Source organism: Paraburkholderia sp. BR10872, assembly GCF_040965835.1.
GTDB classification, from domain to species: Bacteria; Pseudomonadota; Gammaproteobacteria; order Burkholderiales; family Burkholderiaceae; genus Paraburkholderia; species Paraburkholderia nodosa_A.
The window spans coordinates 189,232-207,978 of sequence record NZ_JBFRCN010000006.1; the positions used below are offsets into that span (position 1 = coordinate 189,232).

An 18,747-nucleotide genomic window follows, 5' to 3' on the forward strand; every position below is an offset into this window, starting at 1 on the left:
ATCCAACCTTTGTCTTGTGTAGTTATGTTGATCGAAAAACCGCTTGTTTTAAGGCCTATTTGTGGCTCAGGCGCCGCACGAGCCAGTCGCCGAACGACTGCACGAGCTGCACGAACACGATCAGGATCACGACCACGATCAACATGACTTCGGGTTCGAAGCGCTGATAGCCGTAGCGGATGCCGAGGTCGCCAAGACCGCCGCCGCCGATCGCGCCGGCCATCGCCGAATAGCCGACGAGCGAGATGAACGTGATGGTGAGCCCCGCGACGACGCCTGGCAGCGACTCGGGCAGCAGCACCTTGAAGACGATCTGGCTCGTGCTCGCGCCCATGGCCTGGGCCGCTTCGATCAGGCCGCGATCGACTTCGCGCAGCGCCGTTTCGACGAGTCGCGCGATGAACGGCGCAGCGGCGATGGTGAGCGGCACGACGGCGGCCGCCGTGCCGATCGACGAGCCGACCACGAGGCGCGTGAACGGAATCACGGCAACGAGCAGAATGATGAACGGCGTGGAGCGCACGGCATTGACGATCACCCCCATCACGCGATTCGCGGCGATATTCTGCAGCACGCCGTTGCGGTCGGTGAGATAGAGCAGCACGCCGAGCGGCAGGCCGATGGCCGCGCCCACGAGTCCCGAGATGCCCACCATGACGAGCGTCTCCCAGAACGACTGGACGAACATGTCGAACATTTCACTCCACATGGGACAGTTCCTCCACCACGACGCCTTGTTCGCGCAGCCACGCCATGGCCTGCGCCACCTTCACCGGATCGCCGCCCGCGAGCACCGCGAGCGAGCCGAACGCCTGCCCCTGGATCTCGTCGATCTGGCCGTGCAGGATGTTGAAATCGAGTTCGAAGCGCCGAATCGTCTCCGAGAGAACCGGCTGGTCGACGCCCGTACCCTTGAACGCGAGGCGCAGCAAGTGGCCGCTGCCCTTCGCGAGATGCTCGGCCACACGCGCCTTGAGCGCGGGCGGCAGTTCCTGGGCGATCACGTCGCCGAGCAGCGCGCGCGTGACTTCGTGGCGCGGCTGCAGGAACACGTCGATCACGGGACCGCTTTCCACCACGCGGCCCGCGTCGAGCACGGCCACGCGGTCGCAGACCTGTTTGATCACTTCCATCTGGTGCGTGATCATCACGATGGTCAGGTTCAGTTCGCGATTGATCTTGCGCAGCAGGTCGAGAATCGCGCGCGTGGTTTCGGGGTCGAGCGCCGAGGTCGCCTCGTCCGAAAGCAGCACCTTCGGCTTGCTCGCGAGCGCGCGCGCAATGCCCACGCGCTGCTTCTGGCCGCCGCTGATCTGCGAGGGATAGCGGTCTTTCTGCGCGGTCAGGCCGACGAGTTCGAGCAGCGGCAGCACCGTCGCTTCGATCTCGGCGCGCTTCACGCCGGCCAGTTCGAGCGGCAGCGCGACGTTGTCGAACACGGTGCGCGACGACAGCAGGTTGAAGTGCTGGAAAATCATGCCGATCTCGCGGCGCGCTTCGCGCAGCTGGGCCGAAGAGAGCGACGTGAGCGTGCGAGCGTTGACGACGATGTCGCCTTCGGTGGGCCGCGTGAGCAGGTTGATGGTGCGCACCAGCGTGCTCTTGCCTGCGCCGCTGCGCCCGATGATGCCGAACACTTCGCCCGGCGGAATCGTCAGATTGACGTTGTGCAGCGCCTCGATCCAGCCTTGTGGGCCGGCGAAGCGCTGGGACACGTTTCGAATTTCGATCATGGAAAAAAAGCAAAACGGCGGGTGTGCCGCGCGCCGCTCGCGCAGGCCGCTCCTTTTCAGTAGCGGAAAACGCGTCGCGCCGGCAGACAGCCGCCGTTTGATGGACTGGATTTAGCCCCGCATTTTACCCTGGCACGCAAAATTCCTTTTAATAATCAATTTCGATAATTTCATAACTCATTTGCATTAGAGGCTTCTGGCAGCACGTGGCCGCCCGCGCGGCCGCTACACTGCTGCCGACAGACTGATGCCGAAAACGAACTACCGTGAACCGCCACGCATTGCCCAAACAGGGAGCGAGATGGAGACCAGTCAGAACATCGCCATGGCGCAAGCCGCCGAACCCGCCGGGCAAGCGACGCTGCGTACGCGTGACGGCGTCGAGTTGCCGCTCTACGTCTGGCGCGCGAGCGCGCCGCCGCGCGCGGCCATCGCGCTGATTCATGGTCTCGCGGAACACGCGGGCCGGTATGCGGCGCTCGCCACGCGGCTGACCGCCGCGGGCATCGATGTCTACGCAATCGATCTGCGCGGCCACGGGCATGCCCCTGGCCGCCGCACCTGGATCTCGCACTTCGACGACTATCTCAACGACGCCGAGGCGCTCCTCGCCCACGCGAGCGCGCAATGCGCTGCACAGGGCACACCGCTCTTCCTGATGGGGCACAGCATGGGCGGCGCGATTGCCGCGCTCTACGCCATCGAGCGCCTGCCGCAAACTCGCGTGCCGCTCGCGGGCCTGCTGCTCTCGAGCGCGGCGCTCGCGCCGGGCCGCGACGTGCCCGCATGGAAAATCGCCGCGAGCCGTGTGATCAGCGCGATCTGGCCGACCTTTCCGGCCATGAAGATCGACGCGGCGCTGCTCGCGCGCGTGCGCGACGTGGTCGAAGCCAATCGCGCCGATCCGCTCGTGCATCACGGCGCGATTCCCGCCCGCACGGGGGCGCAATTGCTGGAAGCGATGAAGCGCATCGAGACAGGACGCGCGCAACTGCGGCTACCCGTGCTGATCTGGCATGGCACCGAGGACAAGCTCACCGAGCCCGAGGGCAGCCGCGCGTTCGGCGCGAACGTGGGATCGCCCGATCGCACGCTCACGCTATATGAAGGCAGCTTCCATGAAACGCTCAACGACCTCGATCGAGAGCGCGTGATCGGCGCGCTGATCGACTGGATCGACCAGCACTCCTGAGCGGTCAGGCGCGTTACTTCGCGCTGCGTTTCTCGATGAAGGCCTGCACGCCGTCGAGCGCTGGGTCGGTCATCATGTTGCAGGCCATGGTCTGCCCGGCCAGCTGATACGCGGCGTCGATGCCCATTTCGAGTTGCCGGTAGAAGAGCCCCTTGCCTGCCGCGACGGCCTCGCGCGGCTTCGCGCAGATGCTCGCGGCCAGCGCGGTCACGGCGGCGTCGAGTTGGTCGGCGGGCACCACGCGATTCACGAGGCCTTCGCGCAACGCCTTCTCCGCATCGATGAATTCGCCCGTCATCAGCATCTCGAAGGCCGCCTTGCGCGAGACATTGCGCGAGAGCGGCACAGCGGGCGTCGAGCAAAAGAGCCCGAGATTGATGCCCGAAACCGCAAAGCGCGCCGAGTCCACCGCCACCGCCAGATCGCACATCGCGACGAGCTGGCAGCCCGCCGCCGTCGCCACGCCCTGGACGCGCGCGATGACAGGCTGCGGCATCTTTTGAATGGCGAGCATCATCTTCGAGCAGCGCTCGAACAGCTTCGTGTAGTACTCGTGCGAGGGCGCCGCGCGCATTTCCCTGAGATCGTGGCCCGCGCAGAACGCGCGCCCTGCCGCTGCGATCACGACCACGCGCGCGTCGGATTGCGCCAGCGCGGCGAGTTCGCCCTGCAACGCATCGATGAGCGCCTCGGAAAGCGCGTTGAACGCATCCGGACGGTTCAGCGTGAGGCGCACGACGCCCGACACGCCATACGCATCGCGTGTAATTTCGACTAGCGCTTGCGATGAAGAGGGAATGGCACTCACGATGCGTGTCTCCTTCGTTCGAATGTGTGCGATGCGGGTCCGCGCTCTGGGCCGCGCCGGCCGCCTAGATATCCGCCAGCGCGCGCAGATGCGCCACCACGCTGCGGCCGAGCGCCGAGAGGTTATAGCCGCCTTCGAGGCTGCTCACGATGCGCCCCTTCGCATAGCGGCCCGCGATGTCGCGAATCTGGTCCGTGATCCAGGCGAAGTCGTCCTCCACGAGGCCCATGTTGCCGAGATCGTCTTCGCGATGCGCGTCGAAGCCCGCCGAGACGAACACCATCTCCGGTTTGAACTCGTGCAGCCGCGGCAGCCACATGATGTCGATGGCCTCGCGCACTTCCATGCCTTTCGTGCGCGCCGCGATCGGCAGGTTGACCATGTTCGGCGCCGGATTCTCGGCCCCCGAGTACGGATAGAACGGATGCTGAAAGAAGCTGCACATCAGCACGCGCGAGTCGCCCGCGAACGCGGCCTCGGTGCCGTTGCCGTGATGCACGTCGAAATCGACGATCGCCACGCGCTGGAGGCCGTGGACTTCGAGTGCATGGCGCGCCGCGATCGCGATGTTGTTGAAGAAGCAAAAGCCCATCGCGCGCGCAGGCTCCGCGTGATGGCCGGGCGGGCGCACGCTGCAGAATGCGTTCTCGTAGCGCCCGGCGAGGACCGCGTCGGTGGCCGCGATCGCCGCGCCCGCCGCACGCAGCGCCGCCTGCCACGTGTGCGGATTCATCAGCGTGTCCGGGTCGATGCTCGCGTAGCCTTCGCTGGGCGCCGTGTTGCGGATGAAGTCGATATGCGCCTGGGTATGCACGCGCAGGAGGTCCGCCTCGGTCGCGAGCGGCGCCGATTCGTCGCGCTCGATCAGCGCGTCGATGCGGCTCGCGATCAGCTGGTCTTCGATGGCCTGCAGACGCGCGGGGCATTCAGGATGCCATTCGCCCATCTCGTGCAGCAGAAAATCGGGGTGAGAGAAGAAACCGGTCGTCATGAGTCGCACTCGCCGCGGGCTTCGCGCATGCGCGCGGCCGCGGGTCTCCTTCTGTCTTTAGTCTGGCGGCACGCCGGCTGGCGCGCGAACAGACACCACGTTACCACAGCGACCTGGTGCTCACGCGCCACGCCGGCGCGCAACGGCCCGATTCCCCGAAGGCGCTCGGTTATACTGCCCGGGTTCTTCCTGGACCGCTCTCCCTCCGCTCTCTCATGACCCTCAAGACTGCTCTGTCCGCCTCCAGCCGCCCACGTCGCACGACCCTCGCACTCGCGCTTTGCGTCGCGGCGTCGTTGTGCACCGGCGCGGCGCGCGCGCAAACTGCCGCGCCGAAATCGCGACAGACGCCGCTCACGCTCGCGCAGGCGCAACCGCAAACGCCGACGCAGGGCCAGACGTTCGAAGAGGAAATCGTCCCGCAGCGCTACGCGAACAATCCGGACGTCGACGGCTTCATCAACGACATGGTGGCGCGCTACGACTTCGATCCCACCGCACTGCATGCGCTGTTCGCGAGCGCGAACTATTCGGCGACGGCGGTGAAGCTCGTGACGCCCTCGCCCGTTCCGGGCGTGAAGAACTGGCGCGCATATCAGGCGCGCTTCCTCGACCCGGTACGCATCAATGCGGGGGTACGCTTCTGGCGCGCGAACCAGGCCACGCTGCAGCGCGCGTCGGAGGAGTTTGGCGTGCCGCCCGAGGTGATCGTCGGCATCATCGGCGTGGAGACGATCTACGGCCGCTACATGGGCAACTTCCGCGTGCTCGATGCGCTCACCACGCTCGCCTTCGATTATCCGGACACGCCGAACCGCGCCGAGCGCATGGCGACGTTCCGCAAGAATCTCGAGGACTACCTCGTGTGGACGCGCGACGCGCAGATCGATCCGTCGTCGGTACTCGGCTCGTACACGGGCGCGATCGGCATTCCCCAGTTCCTGCCGAGCAGCATCGTGCAGTACGCGGTGGACTACGAGGGCAACAATCACATCGACCTGCGCGGGAGCACGGCCGACGCGATCGGCAGCGTGGCGAACTATCTGCGGCAGAACGGCTGGGAATCGGGGCGGCCCGTGGTATGGAATATCGCCACCGATGCGGGCAGCCTCGGCATCGCCCAGGCCGCCGCCGACGGCAAGCCCGAACCGCGCTGGCCGCTGAGCCAGTTGCTGCGCTCGGGCCTCGTGCTCGACCAGCCGGACGTGGATATCGCCGCCGAGGCGGGCACGCCTGTCACGGTGATCGACCTGCCGTCGCCTGGCCGCGGCACCGAGTACAAGCTCGGGCTCAAGAACTTTTATGTGCTGACGCGCTATAACCGCAGCTTCTTCTATGCGCTCGCGGTGTATCAACTGGGCATGCGCGTGAAAGCGCAGATGCTGGCGACGCAGCCAGGCGTGGGGGTGGGCCCGGCGAACGGAAACGGTGGAAATGGCGGCAACGGCGGCAACAACGGTGGCAATGGCAACGGGATGAACAGCGCCCCGAACGGCACGGGCGCGACGCCACCCGAACAGCAAGAGTAACTTCAGCGATACAAAGCAAAACGGCCTTCGGAAACATCGAAGGCCGTTTTTTTTGCGTCCACGCTTCAATCAGGCGGGAAACACACCCGTCGAGAGATAGCGGTCGCCACGATCGCAGACGATGAACACGATCGTCGCGTTCTCGAGCTGGCGCGCAAGACGCATCGCCACCTCACATGCGCCGCCCGACGAGATCCCCGCGAAGATACCTTCGACCGAGGCCAGACGGCGCGCCATGTTCTCGGCGGCGGCCTGGCTCACGCTCTCCACGCGATCCACGCGGCTGCGGTCGAAAATCTTCGGCATATACGCTTCGGGCCACTTGCGAATGCCCGGAATGCGCGAGCCCTCTTCCGGCTGCGCGCCGACGATCTCGATCGCCTGATTCTTTTCTTTCAGGAACTGGGACGTGCCCATGATCGTGCCGGTCGTGCCCATCGACGAAACGAAGTGCGTGATGCGCCCTTCGGTATCGCGCCAGATTTCCGGGCCAGTGGCCTCGTAGTGCGCAAGCGGATTGTCGGGATTGCCGAACTGGTCGAGGATAATCCCCTTGCCGTCGCGCTGCATTTGCTCGGCGAGATCGCGCGCATATTCCATGCCGCCCTTGACCGGCGTAAGCATGATTTCGGCGCCGTAAGCCGCCATGCTCTGACGGCGCTCGACCGAGAGGTCCTCCGGCATGATGAGCACCATCTTGTAGCCGCGGATCGCCGCCGCCATGGCGAGCGCGATGCCCGTGTTGCCGCTCGTCGCTTCGATGAGTGTGTCGCCGGGCTTGATGCGGCCGCGCTCTTCGGCTTTATGGATCATCGAGAGCGCCGGGCGGTCCTTCACGGACCCAGCCGGGTTGTTGCCTTCGAGCTTGGCCAGCAAGACGTTGTTGCGGGCGCGGATTTCGTCGTCCGGCAGGCGGACGAGTTGCACGAGCGGGGTATTGCCGATCGTGTCTTCAATGGTCTTGTAGGGCATGGGGATGGCAGTGAGGCGCGATGACGTGACCCGTCGATTCTAAACCACGCGGGCAGCGACCGCAGGGGACCCATGACGCCGGTATGGACGCCGGCTGGCGACTCGACCATCATGGGCTGCAAAAAGCCCGCGGCCCGGGCCGCGGGTCAACGTCGCGGGTCGACTTCACCTGAGCGACACCTGAAGGAAACTGCGCCCCGCGACGGCGCAGCACGACGCGCGGGGTAACACACGAGCGCGAGCGGCCTGCTACTTCTTGACCGCCACGGCAGCCTGAGGTGCGCCCGCCTTCGCGGGCGTTGCCTGCGCAACCTTCGCCTGTGCTGCATGGGCATTCGCGGGACCGATCGCCAATCCTTCGGCCTGCAAACGTTCGACGGTATGGCCGCCCATGCCCTTCACGCGCTTGCCGAGGTCACTGGCATCCTTGTACGGGCCGTGCGCGCTGCGCTCGTCGAGAATGGCCTTGGCGCGCGCGGGCCCCACCCCCTTGATGCCGCGAAGCGCGTCTTCGTTGGCGGTGTTGACCTCCACGGCCGCAAAGGCGTGGCTGAATACGGCCAGAAGCGCGGCCGCCGCAAGGACTTTTCGGAACATGCTGGATCTCCCTCAAAACGCCGGCGACCATCGCCGGCGAGGAGAGTCCAGTTTATGAAGTCAGGGCTTCGCGTTACACCTGGCCAGAAAGCCAACGTACGTAACGATCCACGCCTTCCTGCACCGTCAGGAACGGCGCGTCGTAGCCCGCTGCGCGCAGCTTCGACTGGTCCGCCTGCGTGAAGCACTGATACTTGCCGCGCAGCGCATCCGGGAACGGGATGTACTCGATCAGCCCTTCCTTGACCTGCTCCGCGAGCGAGAGCGCGGGCTTGCCTTCCATCGCACGCAGCGTGTTCACCACGGTCGTGGCGATGTCGTTGAACGGCTGGGCACGGCCGCTGCCCAGATTGAAGATGCCCGTCTTCTCCGGATGATCGAAGAAGAACAGGTTCACCTTCACCACGTCCTCGACGGAGACGAAGTCGCGCGTCTGCTCGCCCGGCGCATAACCGTTGTATTCGCCGAACAGCTTCACGCGGCCTTCGGCGCGGAACTGGTTGAAGTTGTGGAACGCAACCGACGCCATGCGCGCCTTGTGCGTTTCGCGCGCACCGTACACGTTGAAGTAGCGAAAGCCCGCAATCTGGCTTTGCGCCGTGGGCAGCACGCGGCGGATCACCTGGTCGAACAGGAACTTCGAATAGCCGTACACGTTCAGCGGCGCTTCCACTTCGCGCTCTTCGACGAAGCGCGTCGAGCCGCCGTAAATCGCCGCCGACGACGCATACAGAAACTGCACGCGCTGCGCGAGGCACGTGTCGAGCACGGCGCGGCTATAGCGGAAGTTGTTGTCCATCATGTAGCGGCCGTCGGTTTCCATCGTGTCCGAACAGGCGCCTTCGTGGAACACCGCGCGCACGTCGCCGAAATCGCCGCGCGCAAAGCGCTCGACGAACTCGGTCTTGTCGATGTAGTCGTCGATCTCGCAATCGACGAGATTCCTGAACTTGTCCGCGCGGGTGAGATTGTCGACGGCGATGATGCGGTCTTCGCCGCGTTCGTTCAGCGCCTTGACGATGTTGCTGCCGATGAAGCCGGCCGCGCCGGTGACGATGAGGGTCATGATAGGTCTGCGGTGACGAGGTTCACGCGAGGTTGATGCCCCGCCGGAAAAACGCTGCGGAAATTCCGGCCGGGGTGCGAGCGCTGCACGCTCGCATGCGCAACATTATTGAAAGAGTTCGTCGTAGTCGACGGTGGCCGTGCCGAGCTTGCCGACCACGATGCCGGCCGCGCGATTCGCGAGCGCGACGCCTTCGACGAGCGGCAATCCCGCGCCCAGCATGACCGCGACGGTCGCGATCACCGTGTCGCCGGCGCCCGAGACATCATACACTTCGCGCGCATCGGCCGCCGCGTGCAGCGCGCCGTCATCGGAAAAGAGCGTCATACCCTCTTCTGAGCGCGTGAGCAGGAGCGCATCGAACTGCAGTTCGTGGCGCAGCTTCGTCACGCGCGCGTGCAGGTCCTCCTCGGACTTCCACGTGCCCACCACTTCGCGCAGCTCCGCGCGGTTCGGCGTGATGAGGCTCGCGCCGCGATAGCGCTCCCAGTCGTCGCCCTTCGGATCGACGAGCACCGCCTTGCCCGCGGCGCGCGCCTTCGCGATCATCTGCGTGACATGCGTGAGCCCACCCTTCGCGTAGTCGGAGAGCAGGATCACGTCGTGCGTGGGCAGCAGCGCGTCGAAACGCGCGAGGCCGGCGAGCAGGATCTCGTGCGCGGGCGTGTTTTCGAAGTCCACGCGCAACAACTGTTGCTGGCGCGACAGCACGCGCAGCTTGATGGTGGTCGGCAACGCGGGATCGCGCTCGAGATACGCGTTCACGTTGCTTTCGTCGAGCAGCTCGACGATACGCTCGCCGGGTTCGTCATGGCCCACCACGCACAGGAGGCCCGCGTGAGCGCCGAGCGCCGCCGCGTTGCGCGCGACGTTCGCGGCGCCACCCAAACGGTCTTCCTTGCGCTGCACATGCACGACCGGCACCGGCGCTTCCGGCGAGATGCGGTTGACGTCGCCGAACCAGTAGCGGTCGAGCATGACGTCGCCCACCACCAGCACGCGCGAGGTCGCGAGCTTCTCGCGCGGCACGACGCGCACTTCCGGCGCGATGGCAGCAGCAAGCGCGGCGACGGGCGCGGCTTCAGGCTGCGGAGTTTGCGAGATTGACATGGGGCCGCCCAATCGAATGATAGTCAATGCCGAGCTCGGCCATGGCGTCGGGCTCGTAGAGGTTGCGTCCGTCGAAGATACGCGGTGCCTTGAGCACCTTCTTCAAATGCGCGAAATCGGGCGCCTTGAAGGCGGTCCATTCGGTGACGATCACGAGCGCGTCGGCACCCGTGAGCGCGTCGTCCTGGCTCGATGCGAACGTCAGGCGCGCGTGCTGCTCAGGCGCGTGTGCGAGATCGAGCGCGAACACGCGCTGCGCCTCTTCGGCTGCGACCGGGTCCCACGCCGCCACCGTGGCCCCGCGCGAGAGCAGGTCGGCGATCAGACGGCGGCTCGGCGCTTCGCGCATGTCGTCGGTGTTCGGCTTGAACGCGAGGCCCCACACGGCGAAGTGCTTGCCGGTGAGGTCGTCGCCGCACACGCTGGCGATCTTCTTCACGAGCACTTCCTTCTGGCCGTGATTGACCTCCTCGACGGCTTCGAGCACGCGCAGGTTCTGGCCCGACTCGGCGGCCGTGCGGATCAGCGCCTGCACGTCCTTCGGGAAGCACGAGCCGCCATAGCCGCAGCCGGCATAGAGGAAGTGATAGCCGATGCGCGGATCGGAGCCGATGCCGCGGCGCACCGACTCGATGTCGGCGCCCACGCGGTCGGCGAGATTCGCCATCTCGTTCATGAACGAGATGCGCGTGGCGAGCATGGCGTTGGCCGCGTACTTCGTGAATTCGGCGGAGCGCACGTCCATGTAGATCGTGCGTTCGTGATTGCGGTTGAACGGCGCGTAGAGGCGCTTCATCTTCTCGCGCGCCACGGTGCCGTTCTCGTCCTCGTCGAGACCGATGATGATGCGGTCCGGACGCATGAAGTCGTCCACCGCCGCGCCCTCTTTCAGAAACTCGGGGTTCGAGACGACCGAGAAGCGGTGATCCACGCTATGCGAGAGGCCGCGCTTCGCCAGTTCTTCGGCCAGCACGCCGTGCACGCGCTGCGCCGTGCCGACCGGCACCGTCGACTTGTCGACGACCACCTTGAAGCCGTTCATGTGGCGGCCGATGCTGCGCGCCGCTTCGAGCACGTACTGGAGATCGGCCGAGCCGTCTTCGTCGGGCGGCGTGCCCACGGCGATGAACTGCACCTCGCCGTGCTCGACGCTCGCGGCGATGTCGGTGGAAAAGGTAATGCGCCCGGCCGCGCGGTTGCGCGCGATGAGTTCGAGCAGGCCCGGCTCGTGAATCGGGACGCCGCCGCCATTCAGGATATCGATCTTGCGCGGATCGACATCGAGGCAAAACACGTCGTGGCCGATTTCGGCAAGACACGCACCGGTGACGAGGCCGACGTAGCCGGTACCGACAATGGTGATCTTCATAGGCGCTCCGGTGACAGATGCGGATGTTGGAATGTTTGTGGGCGCGGCCGGCTGGTGCCGGGCTGGGCACGCGCGCCCTTAAGGCTCAGCTCGACGCGGGAACCGGCTCGACACGGCGCGGCGCATAGGTTTCCCAGCCGCTGCAGCCCGGACACTGCCAGTAGAACAGGCGCGCCCGGAATCCGCAGTTCTGGCAGGTGTAGCGAGGCAGGTTCTTGGTGCGCTGCTGGAGCAGCTTGCGCATCAGCTCGAGTTCGCTGCGGCGCGGCTCTTCGGCCGTGGCCTGCTGCGCTTCGAGCAGGCGCGCCATGCCGGCGAGGTTCGGCGACTTCTGCATCTGCGTGCGGGCGAGCGCGTGCGCCGCATCGGGGCCGCGCAGCGCGGCGACATACTTGTAGGCGACGTCGAGCAGATCGTTCGACGGATACGCGTCGACCCACGTCGTGAGCAATTGTGCGCCCTCTTCGGCGCGGCCGAGCGTCTCGTAGGCCTTCATGACCTTTTCGGCGACGAGCGGCAGATAAGCGGGGTTTTGCGCTTCGACATCGCGCCAGTGGCCAAGCGCAGTCTCGCAATCGCCGCTTGCCGCATCGACGTCGCCTGCGAGGATCGTCGCGCGCACGTTCTGCGAATTGGCCTTGAGCGCGAGCGCCAGTTGACGGCGCGCTTCGTCGGGCTTTTTCTGCTGGAGCGCTTCCTGCGCGAGTTCGCAGTGGAACTGGGCGATCTCGAGGTCGAGCGACGCCGCGCCCATCGTTTCGAGATGACGTGCCGTGTCGATGCAGCGGTTCCAGTCCTTCTCGATCTCGTAGATCGCGAGCAGTGCACGCTGAGCGCCGAGCGCGAAGTCGCCCGACTTGAGCTTGCCGAAGGTCTCTTCGGCGCGGTCGAGCATACCGGCCTTCAGAAAATCCTGGCCGAGTTCATAGAGCGCGTGGTCGCGCTCGTTCACGGGCAGGTCGGAACGCGAAAGCAGATTCTGATGCACGCGGATCGCGCGGTCGGTCTCGCCGCGGCGGCGAAACAGATTGCCGAGCGCGAAGTGCAGCTCGACGGTTTCGGGGTCGAGCTTGGCGACCTCGATGAACGCGTCGATGGCCTTGTCCGGCTGCTCGTTGAGCAGAAAATTCAGGCCGCGAAAATACGAGCGCGGCAGGTTGGCGCTTTCGGAAAGCAGTGCCTTCAGGTCGTAGCGCGACGCCATCCAGCCGAGCGCGAAAGCCACGGGAATGACGAGGAGCCACCAAAAATCGAGATCCATGCGAGCGATGGTATGAGCGGAAAATCAGCCGCACGCGTTCAGGCGCGCGGCACGGCAATACAAATCAGATGAGCGGCGGCAGCGGCGGCTCGACGCTCGGCGTGGGCGTTTCACGCGCCACCCGCAAGTCGCGCTTGAGGCGGCCGTTTTCCATGCGCAGCCGGAACACGCCGGGCAGCGCAGAAAGCAGCCCCGCCAGCAGCCCCACGACAAAAAACGCGAGGCCGATCAGGATCAGCGGGGCCTGCCACGAATATCCGGCCAGAAAGTTCAGCGTCGCGGTTTGCGTGTTGGCGAGCGCAAGGACGAGCAGCAGTACGAACACCAGCACACGGATCACCCAGGCGATCAATCTCATTGAAGGGTTCTCTTGGCAGTTGAGAAAGGCGCCGGCACGGCGGACATGCTGCGCCGCAGCACAAGCCGCGCCGAAGTGTCCCGTATTGTAATTGAACGGCTCGCGGGCCGACACGTGTGAGCGAGCACTGAGCCAGGCAACCTGGCTTGCCGGAACTAACCGCGTCCAAAAGGCGCAGACGAAAAAAAAGCGCCGGGGTTGTTCACCCCAGCGCTTTTTATCGGTCCATGCATTCTGGCCATCTGGCATTGACCGCCGACGACCGCAATCGCCCGATCGAAAACGATCCAACGCTTACAGGTCGTCGTCCGGCTCGTCCGCCTTCAGCGGCTCGCCCGAATTACGGTCGACGCGCTCGCGCAGTTCCTTGCCCGGCTTGAAGTGCGGCACGAACTTCTCAGGCACCAGCACCTTTTCACCCGACTTCGGATTGCGACCGACGCGCGACGGCCGACGATTCAGGCCGAAGCTGCCAAAGCCACGAATTTCGATGCGATGGCCCTTGGCAAGCGCCTCGGACATCGCATCGAGCATCGTCTTGACCGCGAAATCCGCGTCCTTGAGAACAAGTTGCGGAAATCGCGTAGCCAGCTGCGCGACCAATTCAGATTTGGTCATACTTCAGCTTGCCCCCGTTTGAGGCTTACTGGTTCTGGCCGTCGAGCTTGGCCTTGAGCAGCGCGCCGAGGTTGGTCGTGCCGGTGGCAGCCTGACCCGAATCAGCCGACATGGTGCGCAGGGCTTCCTGCGTTTCAGCCGAGTCCTTCGCCTTGATCGACAGGTTGATGCCACGCGACTTGCGATCGATGTTGATGATCATCGCGTTGACCTTGTCGCCTTCCTTCAGCACGTTGCGAGCATCTTCCACGCGGTCTTGCGCGATTTCCGAAGCACGCAGGTAGCCTTCGACGTCGGCGTTCAGCGTCACGACTGCGCCCTTGGCGTCAACCGACTTGACCACGCCGTCGACGATCGAACCCTTGTCGTTGACAGCAACGAAGTTGCTGAACGGGTCGCCTTCGAGCTGCTTGATGCCGAGCGAAATGCGTTCCTTCTCGACGTCGATGCCCAGAACCACGGCTTCGACTTCGTCGCCCTTCTTGTACTTGCGAACGGCTTCTTCGCCAGCTTCCGACCACGACAGGTCCGAAAGGTGAACCAGACCGTCGATGCCGCCAGGCAGACCGATGAACACGCCGAAGTCGGTAATCGACTTGATCGCGCCCTGGAGCTTGTCGCCCTTCTTGAAGTTGCGGCTGAAGTCATCCCACGGATTCGGCTTGCACTGCTTCATGCCGAGCGAGATGCGGCGGCGGTCTTCGTCGATCTCGAGGACCATGACTTCGACTTCGTCGCCCAGCTGGACAACCTTCGACGGAGCAACGTTCTTGTTGGTCCAGTCCATTTCCGACACGTGAACCAGGCCTTCGATGCCCGATTCGACTTCGACGAACGCGCCGTAGTCGGTGATGTTCGTGACCTTGCCGAACAGACGCGTGCCCGACGGGTAACGGCGCGAGATGCCTTCCCACGGATCGTCGCCCAGTTGCTTGATACCGAGCGAAACGCGGTTCTTTTCCTGGTCGAACTTGAGGATCTTCGCGGTGACTTCCTGGCCAACCGAGAGAACTTCGCTCGGGTGACGCACGCGACGCCATGCGATGTCGGTGATGTGCAGCAGGCCGTCGATGCCGCCGAGGTCCACGAACGCGCCGTAGTCGGTGATGTTCTTGACCACGCCGTTGACGATCGCGCCTTCCTTGAGCGTTTCGAGCAGCTTTGCGCGCTCTTCGCCTTGCGTGGCTTCGATCACTGCGCGGCGCGACAGCACGACGTTGTTACGCTTGCGGTCGAGCTTGATGACGCGGAATTCGAGGGTCTTGCCTTCGTACGGCGTCGTGTCCTTGACCGGACGCGTGTCGACGAGCGAACCCGGCAGGAACGCGCGGATGCCGTTGACCATGACGGTCATGCCGCCCTTGACCTTGCCCGTGATCGTGCCGGTCACGAGTTCGTTGTTGTCGAGAGCCTTTTCCAGCGACAGCCACGAAGCGAGACGCTTCGCCTTGTCGCGCGACAGGATGGTGTCGCCGTAGCCGTTTTCCAGCGCGTCGATCGCGACGGAAACGAAATCACCCGCCTGCACTTCCACTTCACCCGCGTCGTTCAGGAATTCTTCGAGCGGAATATAGGCTTCGGACTTGAGACCAGCATTGACGACCACAAAGTTGTGGTCGACGCGCACGACTTCGGCGGAAATCACTTCGCCGGCGCGCATGTCCTGGCGGGTCAGCGACTCTTCGAACAGAGCCGCGAAAGATTCGGTATTCGGGGTGGAGGTTTGCAGGTCGGACATAAAAATCTGGATTTGCATGGTTTTCGCTACCTCGCCAGTCGGTCTTGACTGCCGGGCGTTGAGGCCGGAACACGATGCTCGCGGCGCAGATGCAAAAGCCATACGGGGTTAAAGGGTTTAACACACGCCCTGTTGCTTTCCAGGGCACCTACTCGTACTGCTTACTGCTTACTGCTTACTGCTTACTGCTTTCTTTACTGCGCTTTGCCCCGTTCGCGGATTACCGTACGGGCCGCAGTTGGCTAGACTCCTGATACCACTGCACCACCTGTTCGACCGCCTGGTCGACGGAGAGCGCCGAAGTATCGAGAAGCTGCGCATCTGCTGCAGGCTTGAGCGGTGCGGCCGCGCGGTTACTGTCGCGCGCGTCGCGTCCACGCAAATCCCGAAGCAAGTCATCCATATTAGCAGAAAAACCTTTTTGGATCAATTGCTTATGCCGGCGGGCCGCACGGGCCTCCACGCTGGCCGTTAAAAACACCTTCAGAACAGCGTCCGGGAAGATCACGGTGCCCATGTCGCGGCCATCCGCAACGAGCCCGGGAAGCTTGCGAAACGCCCGCTGGCGCGCCACGAGCGCGGTGCGCACGGCCGGATGCGCAGCGATCATCGAGGCGCGGTTGCCCACTTCCTCGGCACGGATTTCGTTCGAAACTTCAACGCCATCGAGCTGCGCAAGCCCCTCGCGGAACGTGATATGGAGATCGTCGATCAGCTTCGCAAGGTTCTCGGCGTCGTCGGCCGCAATCGCGTAGCGCATGCTCGCGAGCGCCGCCAGGCGGTACAGCGCGCCGCTGTCGAGCAGGTGAAAGCCAAGTTGCGCGGCGACTAGCGCGGCCACCGTGCCCTTGCCGGAAGCACTCGGGCCGTCGATCGTGATGACGGGCGTCGGATAAAAGGGACGGGTCGATTTCATGCGGCAAAGGTACTCGGCTTCATTGAATCAAGGTTGCGCGAGCGCCAGGAAGCGCTCGAAGTAATCGGGGAACGTCTTGCCGACGCACTTCGGGTCGTTGATGCGCACCGGCACGCCGCCGAGGCTCACGAGCGAGAAGCACATCGCCATGCGGTGATCGTCGTAGGTGTCGATCGCTGCGTTCGGCGTGAGTTGCTCGGGCGGACGCACGATCAGGTAATCGGGGCCCTCTTCCACGTTCGCGCCCACCTTGCGCAGTTCCGTGGCCATCGCGGCGATGCGGTCGGTTTCCTTCACGCGCCAGCTCGCGATGTTGCGTAGCGTAGTTGCGCCGTCGGCGAAGAGCGCCGCCACGGCGATCGTCATCGCTGCGTCGGGAATCAGGTTGAAGTCCATGTCGATGGGGTCGAGCTTGCCGTGATCGTTGCCGATCCCGCGCACCTCGATCCAGTCATCGGCGACCGTGACGTTCGCGCCCATGCGCATGAGCGCCGCGGCGAACGCAACGTCGCCCTGGATACTCGATCGTCCCACGCCTTCCACACGCAGCGGGCCGCCGCCGATCGCGCCCGCGGCGAGAAAGTACGACGCGCTCGATGCATCGCCCTCGACCATGATCTTGCCCGGCGACTGGTAGCGCACGCCCGCCGGGATCTCGAAGCGGTGCCAGCCGTGGCGCTCGACCTTCACGCCGAAGCGCTCCATCAGCTTGATCGTGATTTCGATGTAGGGCTTGGAGATCAGTTCGCCGTCCACTTCGACGATCGTCACGCCGTCCTTGGCGCGCACGAGCGGCAGCGTCATCAGAAGCGCCGTGAGGAACTGGCTCGACACATCGCCGCGCACGCGGATGGGCGCCTCGACCGAAACCGGCGCGGGGCGGATGCGCAGCGGCGGATAGCCTTCGTTTTCTTCGTAATCGATCTTCGCGCCGATCTGGCGCAGGCCGTCCACGAGGTCGCCGATGGGTCGCTCGTGCATGCGCGGTACGCCGTGAATGCGGTAGTCGCCGCCGTTCACCGCGAGCGCGGCCGTGAGCGGACGCACCGCCGTGCCTGCGTTGCCGAGGAAGAGATCCGCGCGCACCGCCTGGAACGCGCCGCGCGTGCCCTGCACGATGCAGGTGTCGTCCTCTCGTTTGAGCTTCACGCCGAGCTTTTCCAGTGCGTCGAGCATCACGCGCGTGTCGTCGGAGTCGAGCAGGTTCGTGATGGTCGTTTCGCCCTCGGCCAGCGCGGCGAGCAGCAGCACGCGGTTCGAGATGCTCTTCGAACCGGGCAGACGGATCGTGCCGGACGCACGGGTGAACGGTCCGAGATCGAGGTGTTCCATGAGCGTGTCCTGAGAATGCCTGGTGTTACCTGAGGTTGCCTGGGTTGCGGCGCTCGCGCCGTCGGGCTGGGTCCTGCTTGCTTATTTGCCTGGTGCTGTATCGATGGCCGCCGCCGCGCTCTTGCCGCCGCGCTCCTGCCACGCCTCGCGCGCGGCGCGCGAACGCGCGAACACGGTTTCGAGCGCTGCGCCGTCGCCGGCGTCGATGGCCGCGCGCAGCTTCGCCAGCACTTCAGTGTAGCCGTCGAGTTCGGCGAGCAGCGCGGCGCGGTTCGCGAGGCACACGTCGCGCCACATTTCGGGGCTCGACGCGGCAATGCGCGTGAAGTCGCGGAAACCGCCTGCCGCGAACGAAAATTTCAGCTGGGCGTCGGGCGAAGCGAGAATCTGGTCGACGAGCGCAAACGACAACACATGCGGCAGATGGCTCACCGAAGCGAACACGCGATCGTGCTGCGCGGCCGGCATCTCGCCGATCAATGCGCCCGTGGCGCGCCACATCGCGGCGATGCGCTCGACCGATGCCGGCGCGTTTTCCGCGAGCGGGCACAGCACGACGTTGCGGCCCACGTAGAGATCGGGCAGCGCGGCGTCGACGCCGCTCGATTCGCGCCCGGCGATGGGATGCCCCGGCACGAACTGGGCGATGCGCGCGCCGAGCGCGGCACGGGCCGCGGCGATCACGTCGCTCTTGGTGCTGCCGGCGTCGGTGACGATGGTTGCTTGCCCCAGGTGCGGCGCCATGCGCTCGAGCAGGGCCTGGGTTTGCGCTACGGGAGCGGCGATCAGCACGATGTCGGCGCCGTCGAGCGCGGCGGCGAGCGCCGCTTCGTCGTCGAGCGTCGCGGCGGCATCGATCACGCCCAGTTCGAGCGCGCGCGATACCGACTTTGCACTGCGGCCCACACCGATCACCTGCACGCCTTCGCCGCCGTGCGAGCCTCGCTCGCGCAACGCGCGCGCGAGCGACCCGCCGATCAGGCCCACGCCGAAAATCACCAGTTTGTTAAACGAAAACGCACTCACGACGTCACCGAAAAAAGTAAGGGTTGCGCGCTCATTGCGCGCCAAGCGCTCGCTCGAGGGCCGCGACGAATGCCGCGTTCTCCTCGGGCAAGCCGATCGTCACACGCAGCCATTGCGGCAGGCCATAGTTG

Annotated in this window: 18 protein-coding genes; 2 read left to right on the forward strand and 16 right to left on the reverse strand. The window is 65.0% G+C overall.

From position 1 onward, the window contains the following. Positions 1 to 55 precede the first annotated feature (55 nt). A complete protein-coding gene (locus AB4Y43_RS07645) occupies positions 56 to 709 on the reverse strand; it encodes a methionine ABC transporter permease (protein WP_069262628.1) in 654 nt (217 codons plus the stop codon). After that, positions 699 to 1,733 (reverse strand): methionine ABC transporter ATP-binding protein, encoded by a 1,035-nt coding sequence (locus AB4Y43_RS07650; protein ID WP_069262629.1) that lies wholly within the window; start codon positions 1,731 to 1,733, stop codon positions 699 to 701. The genes AB4Y43_RS07645 and AB4Y43_RS07650 overlap by 11 nt, the downstream gene beginning before the upstream one ends. 301 nt (positions 1,734 to 2,034) lie before the next feature. Here AB4Y43_RS07650 and AB4Y43_RS07655 point away from each other — a divergent pair, with 301 nt between their 5' ends. Further along, entirely contained in the window at positions 2,035 to 2,925 is an 891-nt protein-coding gene (locus tag AB4Y43_RS07655) for a lysophospholipase (RefSeq protein ID WP_368727369.1), read from the forward strand. A gap of 13 nt (positions 2,926 to 2,938) precedes the next feature. Here the strand turns inward: AB4Y43_RS07655 and AB4Y43_RS07660 are convergent, their stop codons facing one another. Both AB4Y43_RS07660 and AB4Y43_RS07665 read right to left on the reverse strand, forming a co-directional pair. Further along, a complete protein-coding gene (locus AB4Y43_RS07660) occupies positions 2,939 to 3,733 on the reverse strand; it encodes an enoyl-CoA hydratase (RefSeq protein WP_368727370.1) in 795 nt (264 codons plus the stop codon). 64 nt (positions 3,734 to 3,797) lie between these two features. After that, complete coding sequence (locus AB4Y43_RS07665; RefSeq protein WP_069262632.1) at positions 3,798 to 4,724, reverse strand: histone deacetylase family protein; 927 nt, start codon at positions 4,722 to 4,724, stop codon at positions 3,798 to 3,800. 215 nt (positions 4,725 to 4,939) lie between these two features. Between AB4Y43_RS07665 and mltB the strand changes: the two genes are divergently transcribed. After that, entirely contained in the window at positions 4,940 to 6,253 is a 1,314-nt protein-coding gene (gene mltB, locus AB4Y43_RS07670; protein ID WP_368727371.1) for a lytic murein transglycosylase B, read from the forward strand. A gap of 69 nt (positions 6,254 to 6,322) precedes the next feature. On the opposite strand, the gene cysM is transcribed toward mltB, so the two are convergent. From cysM to AB4Y43_RS07730, 12 genes are all read right to left on the reverse strand, one after another. Then, positions 6,323 to 7,225 carry a cysteine synthase CysM gene (cysM, locus tag AB4Y43_RS07675; protein ID WP_368727372.1) on the reverse strand — a complete coding sequence of 301 codons (903 nt, stop codon included), beginning with the start codon at positions 7,223 to 7,225 and terminating at the stop codon, positions 6,323 to 6,325. Between the two features lie 249 nt (positions 7,226 to 7,474). Continuing rightward, on the reverse strand, positions 7,475 to 7,822 hold the full coding sequence (locus tag AB4Y43_RS07680) for a ComEA family DNA-binding protein (RefSeq protein ID WP_368727373.1): 348 nt from the start codon (positions 7,820 to 7,822) through the stop codon (positions 7,475 to 7,477). Positions 7,823 to 7,895: 73 nt separating this feature from the next. Next, a complete protein-coding gene (rfaD, locus tag AB4Y43_RS07685) occupies positions 7,896 to 8,888 on the reverse strand; it encodes an ADP-glyceromanno-heptose 6-epimerase (protein WP_069262635.1) in 993 nt (330 codons plus the stop codon). Positions 8,889 to 8,993: 105 nt separating this feature from the next. Next, positions 8,994 to 9,998 carry a D-glycero-beta-D-manno-heptose-7-phosphate kinase gene (gene rfaE1 / locus AB4Y43_RS07690; RefSeq protein ID WP_342948582.1) on the reverse strand — a complete coding sequence of 335 codons (1,005 nt, stop codon included), beginning with the start codon at positions 9,996 to 9,998 and terminating at the stop codon, positions 8,994 to 8,996. Continuing rightward, complete coding sequence (locus tag AB4Y43_RS07695; protein WP_069262637.1) at positions 9,970 to 11,367, reverse strand: UDP-glucose/GDP-mannose dehydrogenase family protein; 1,398 nt, start codon at positions 11,365 to 11,367, stop codon at positions 9,970 to 9,972. Before AB4Y43_RS07695 ends, rfaE1 begins: the two co-directional genes overlap by 29 nt. Before the next feature lie 85 nt (positions 11,368 to 11,452). Further along, the gene (gene lapB, locus AB4Y43_RS07700) at positions 11,453 to 12,628 is read right to left on the reverse strand and encodes a lipopolysaccharide assembly protein LapB (protein ID WP_069262638.1); all 1,176 of its coding nucleotides are present in this window, start codon (positions 12,626 to 12,628) and stop codon (positions 11,453 to 11,455) included. Between the two features lie 64 nt (positions 12,629 to 12,692). Beyond that, positions 12,693 to 12,986 carry a lipopolysaccharide assembly protein LapA domain-containing protein gene (locus AB4Y43_RS07705; RefSeq protein ID WP_028208175.1) on the reverse strand — a complete coding sequence of 98 codons (294 nt, stop codon included), beginning with the start codon at positions 12,984 to 12,986 and terminating at the stop codon, positions 12,693 to 12,695. 294 nt (positions 12,987 to 13,280) lie between these two features. Then, positions 13,281 to 13,604 carry an integration host factor subunit beta gene (locus AB4Y43_RS07710; RefSeq protein WP_027817382.1) on the reverse strand — a complete coding sequence of 108 codons (324 nt, stop codon included), beginning with the start codon at positions 13,602 to 13,604 and terminating at the stop codon, positions 13,281 to 13,283. Positions 13,605 to 13,629: 25 nt separating this feature from the next. Next, positions 13,630 to 15,360, reverse strand: coding sequence for a 30S ribosomal protein S1 (gene rpsA / locus AB4Y43_RS07715; protein WP_069262639.1), 1,731 nt, complete (start codon positions 15,358 to 15,360; stop codon positions 13,630 to 13,632). A 202-nt stretch (positions 15,361 to 15,562) separates the two neighbouring features. Beyond that, entirely contained in the window at positions 15,563 to 16,258 is a 696-nt protein-coding gene (gene cmk / locus AB4Y43_RS07720; protein ID WP_368727374.1) for a (d)CMP kinase, read from the reverse strand. A gap of 27 nt (positions 16,259 to 16,285) precedes the next feature. After that, positions 16,286 to 17,590: a 3-phosphoshikimate 1-carboxyvinyltransferase gene (gene aroA / locus AB4Y43_RS07725; protein WP_368727375.1), complete on the reverse strand. Its 1,305-nt coding sequence runs from the start codon at positions 17,588 to 17,590 to the stop codon at positions 16,286 to 16,288. 81 nt (positions 17,591 to 17,671) lie between these two features. Beyond that, positions 17,672 to 18,661 carry a prephenate dehydrogenase gene (locus AB4Y43_RS07730; RefSeq protein WP_368727376.1) on the reverse strand — a complete coding sequence of 330 codons (990 nt, stop codon included), beginning with the start codon at positions 18,659 to 18,661 and terminating at the stop codon, positions 17,672 to 17,674. Between the last annotated feature and the right edge of the window lie 86 nt (positions 18,662 to 18,747).

Excerpts from the sequence above, each read along its gene's own strand:
- aroA (WP_368727375.1), bottom strand. The coding sequence starts at position 17,590 with ATGGAACACCTCGATCTCGGACCGTTCACCCGTGCGTCCGGCACGATC.
- AB4Y43_RS07695 (WP_069262637.1), bottom strand. The coding sequence starts at position 11,367 with ATGAAGATCACCATTGTCGGTACCGGCTACGTCGGCCTCGTCACCGGT.
- cmk (WP_368727374.1), bottom strand. The coding sequence starts at position 16,258 with ATGAAATCGACCCGTCCCTTTTATCCGACGCCCGTCATCACGATCGAC.
- AB4Y43_RS07710 (WP_027817382.1), bottom strand. The coding sequence starts at position 13,604 with ATGACCAAATCTGAATTGGTCGCGCAGCTGGCTACGCGATTTCCGCAA.
- AB4Y43_RS07650 (WP_069262629.1), bottom strand. The coding sequence starts at position 1,733 with ATGATCGAAATTCGAAACGTGTCCCAGCGCTTCGCCGGCCCACAAGGC.
- AB4Y43_RS07680 (WP_368727373.1), bottom strand. The coding sequence starts at position 7,822 with ATGTTCCGAAAAGTCCTTGCGGCGGCCGCGCTTCTGGCCGTATTCAGC.
- lapB (WP_069262638.1), bottom strand. The coding sequence starts at position 12,628 with ATGGATCTCGATTTTTGGTGGCTCCTCGTCATTCCCGTGGCTTTCGCG.
- AB4Y43_RS07665 (WP_069262632.1), bottom strand. The coding sequence starts at position 4,724 with ATGACGACCGGTTTCTTCTCTCACCCCGATTTTCTGCTGCACGAGATG.
- rpsA (WP_069262639.1), bottom strand. The coding sequence starts at position 15,360 with ATGCAAATCCAGATTTTTATGTCCGACCTGCAAACCTCCACCCCGAAT.
- AB4Y43_RS07705 (WP_028208175.1), bottom strand. The coding sequence starts at position 12,986 with ATGAGATTGATCGCCTGGGTGATCCGTGTGCTGGTGTTCGTACTGCTG.
- rfaD (WP_069262635.1), bottom strand. The coding sequence starts at position 8,888 with ATGACCCTCATCGTCACCGGCGCGGCCGGCTTCATCGGCAGCAACATC.
- AB4Y43_RS07645 (WP_069262628.1), bottom strand. The coding sequence starts at position 709 with ATGTGGAGTGAAATGTTCGACATGTTCGTCCAGTCGTTCTGGGAGACG.
- rfaE1 (WP_342948582.1), bottom strand. The coding sequence starts at position 9,998 with ATGTCAATCTCGCAAACTCCGCAGCCTGAAGCCGCGCCCGTCGCCGCG.
- cysM (WP_368727372.1), bottom strand. The coding sequence starts at position 7,225 with ATGCCCTACAAGACCATTGAAGACACGATCGGCAATACCCCGCTCGTG.
- mltB (WP_368727371.1), top strand. The coding sequence starts at position 4,940 with ATGACCCTCAAGACTGCTCTGTCCGCCTCCAGCCGCCCACGTCGCACG.
- AB4Y43_RS07655 (WP_368727369.1), top strand. The coding sequence starts at position 2,035 with ATGGAGACCAGTCAGAACATCGCCATGGCGCAAGCCGCCGAACCCGCC.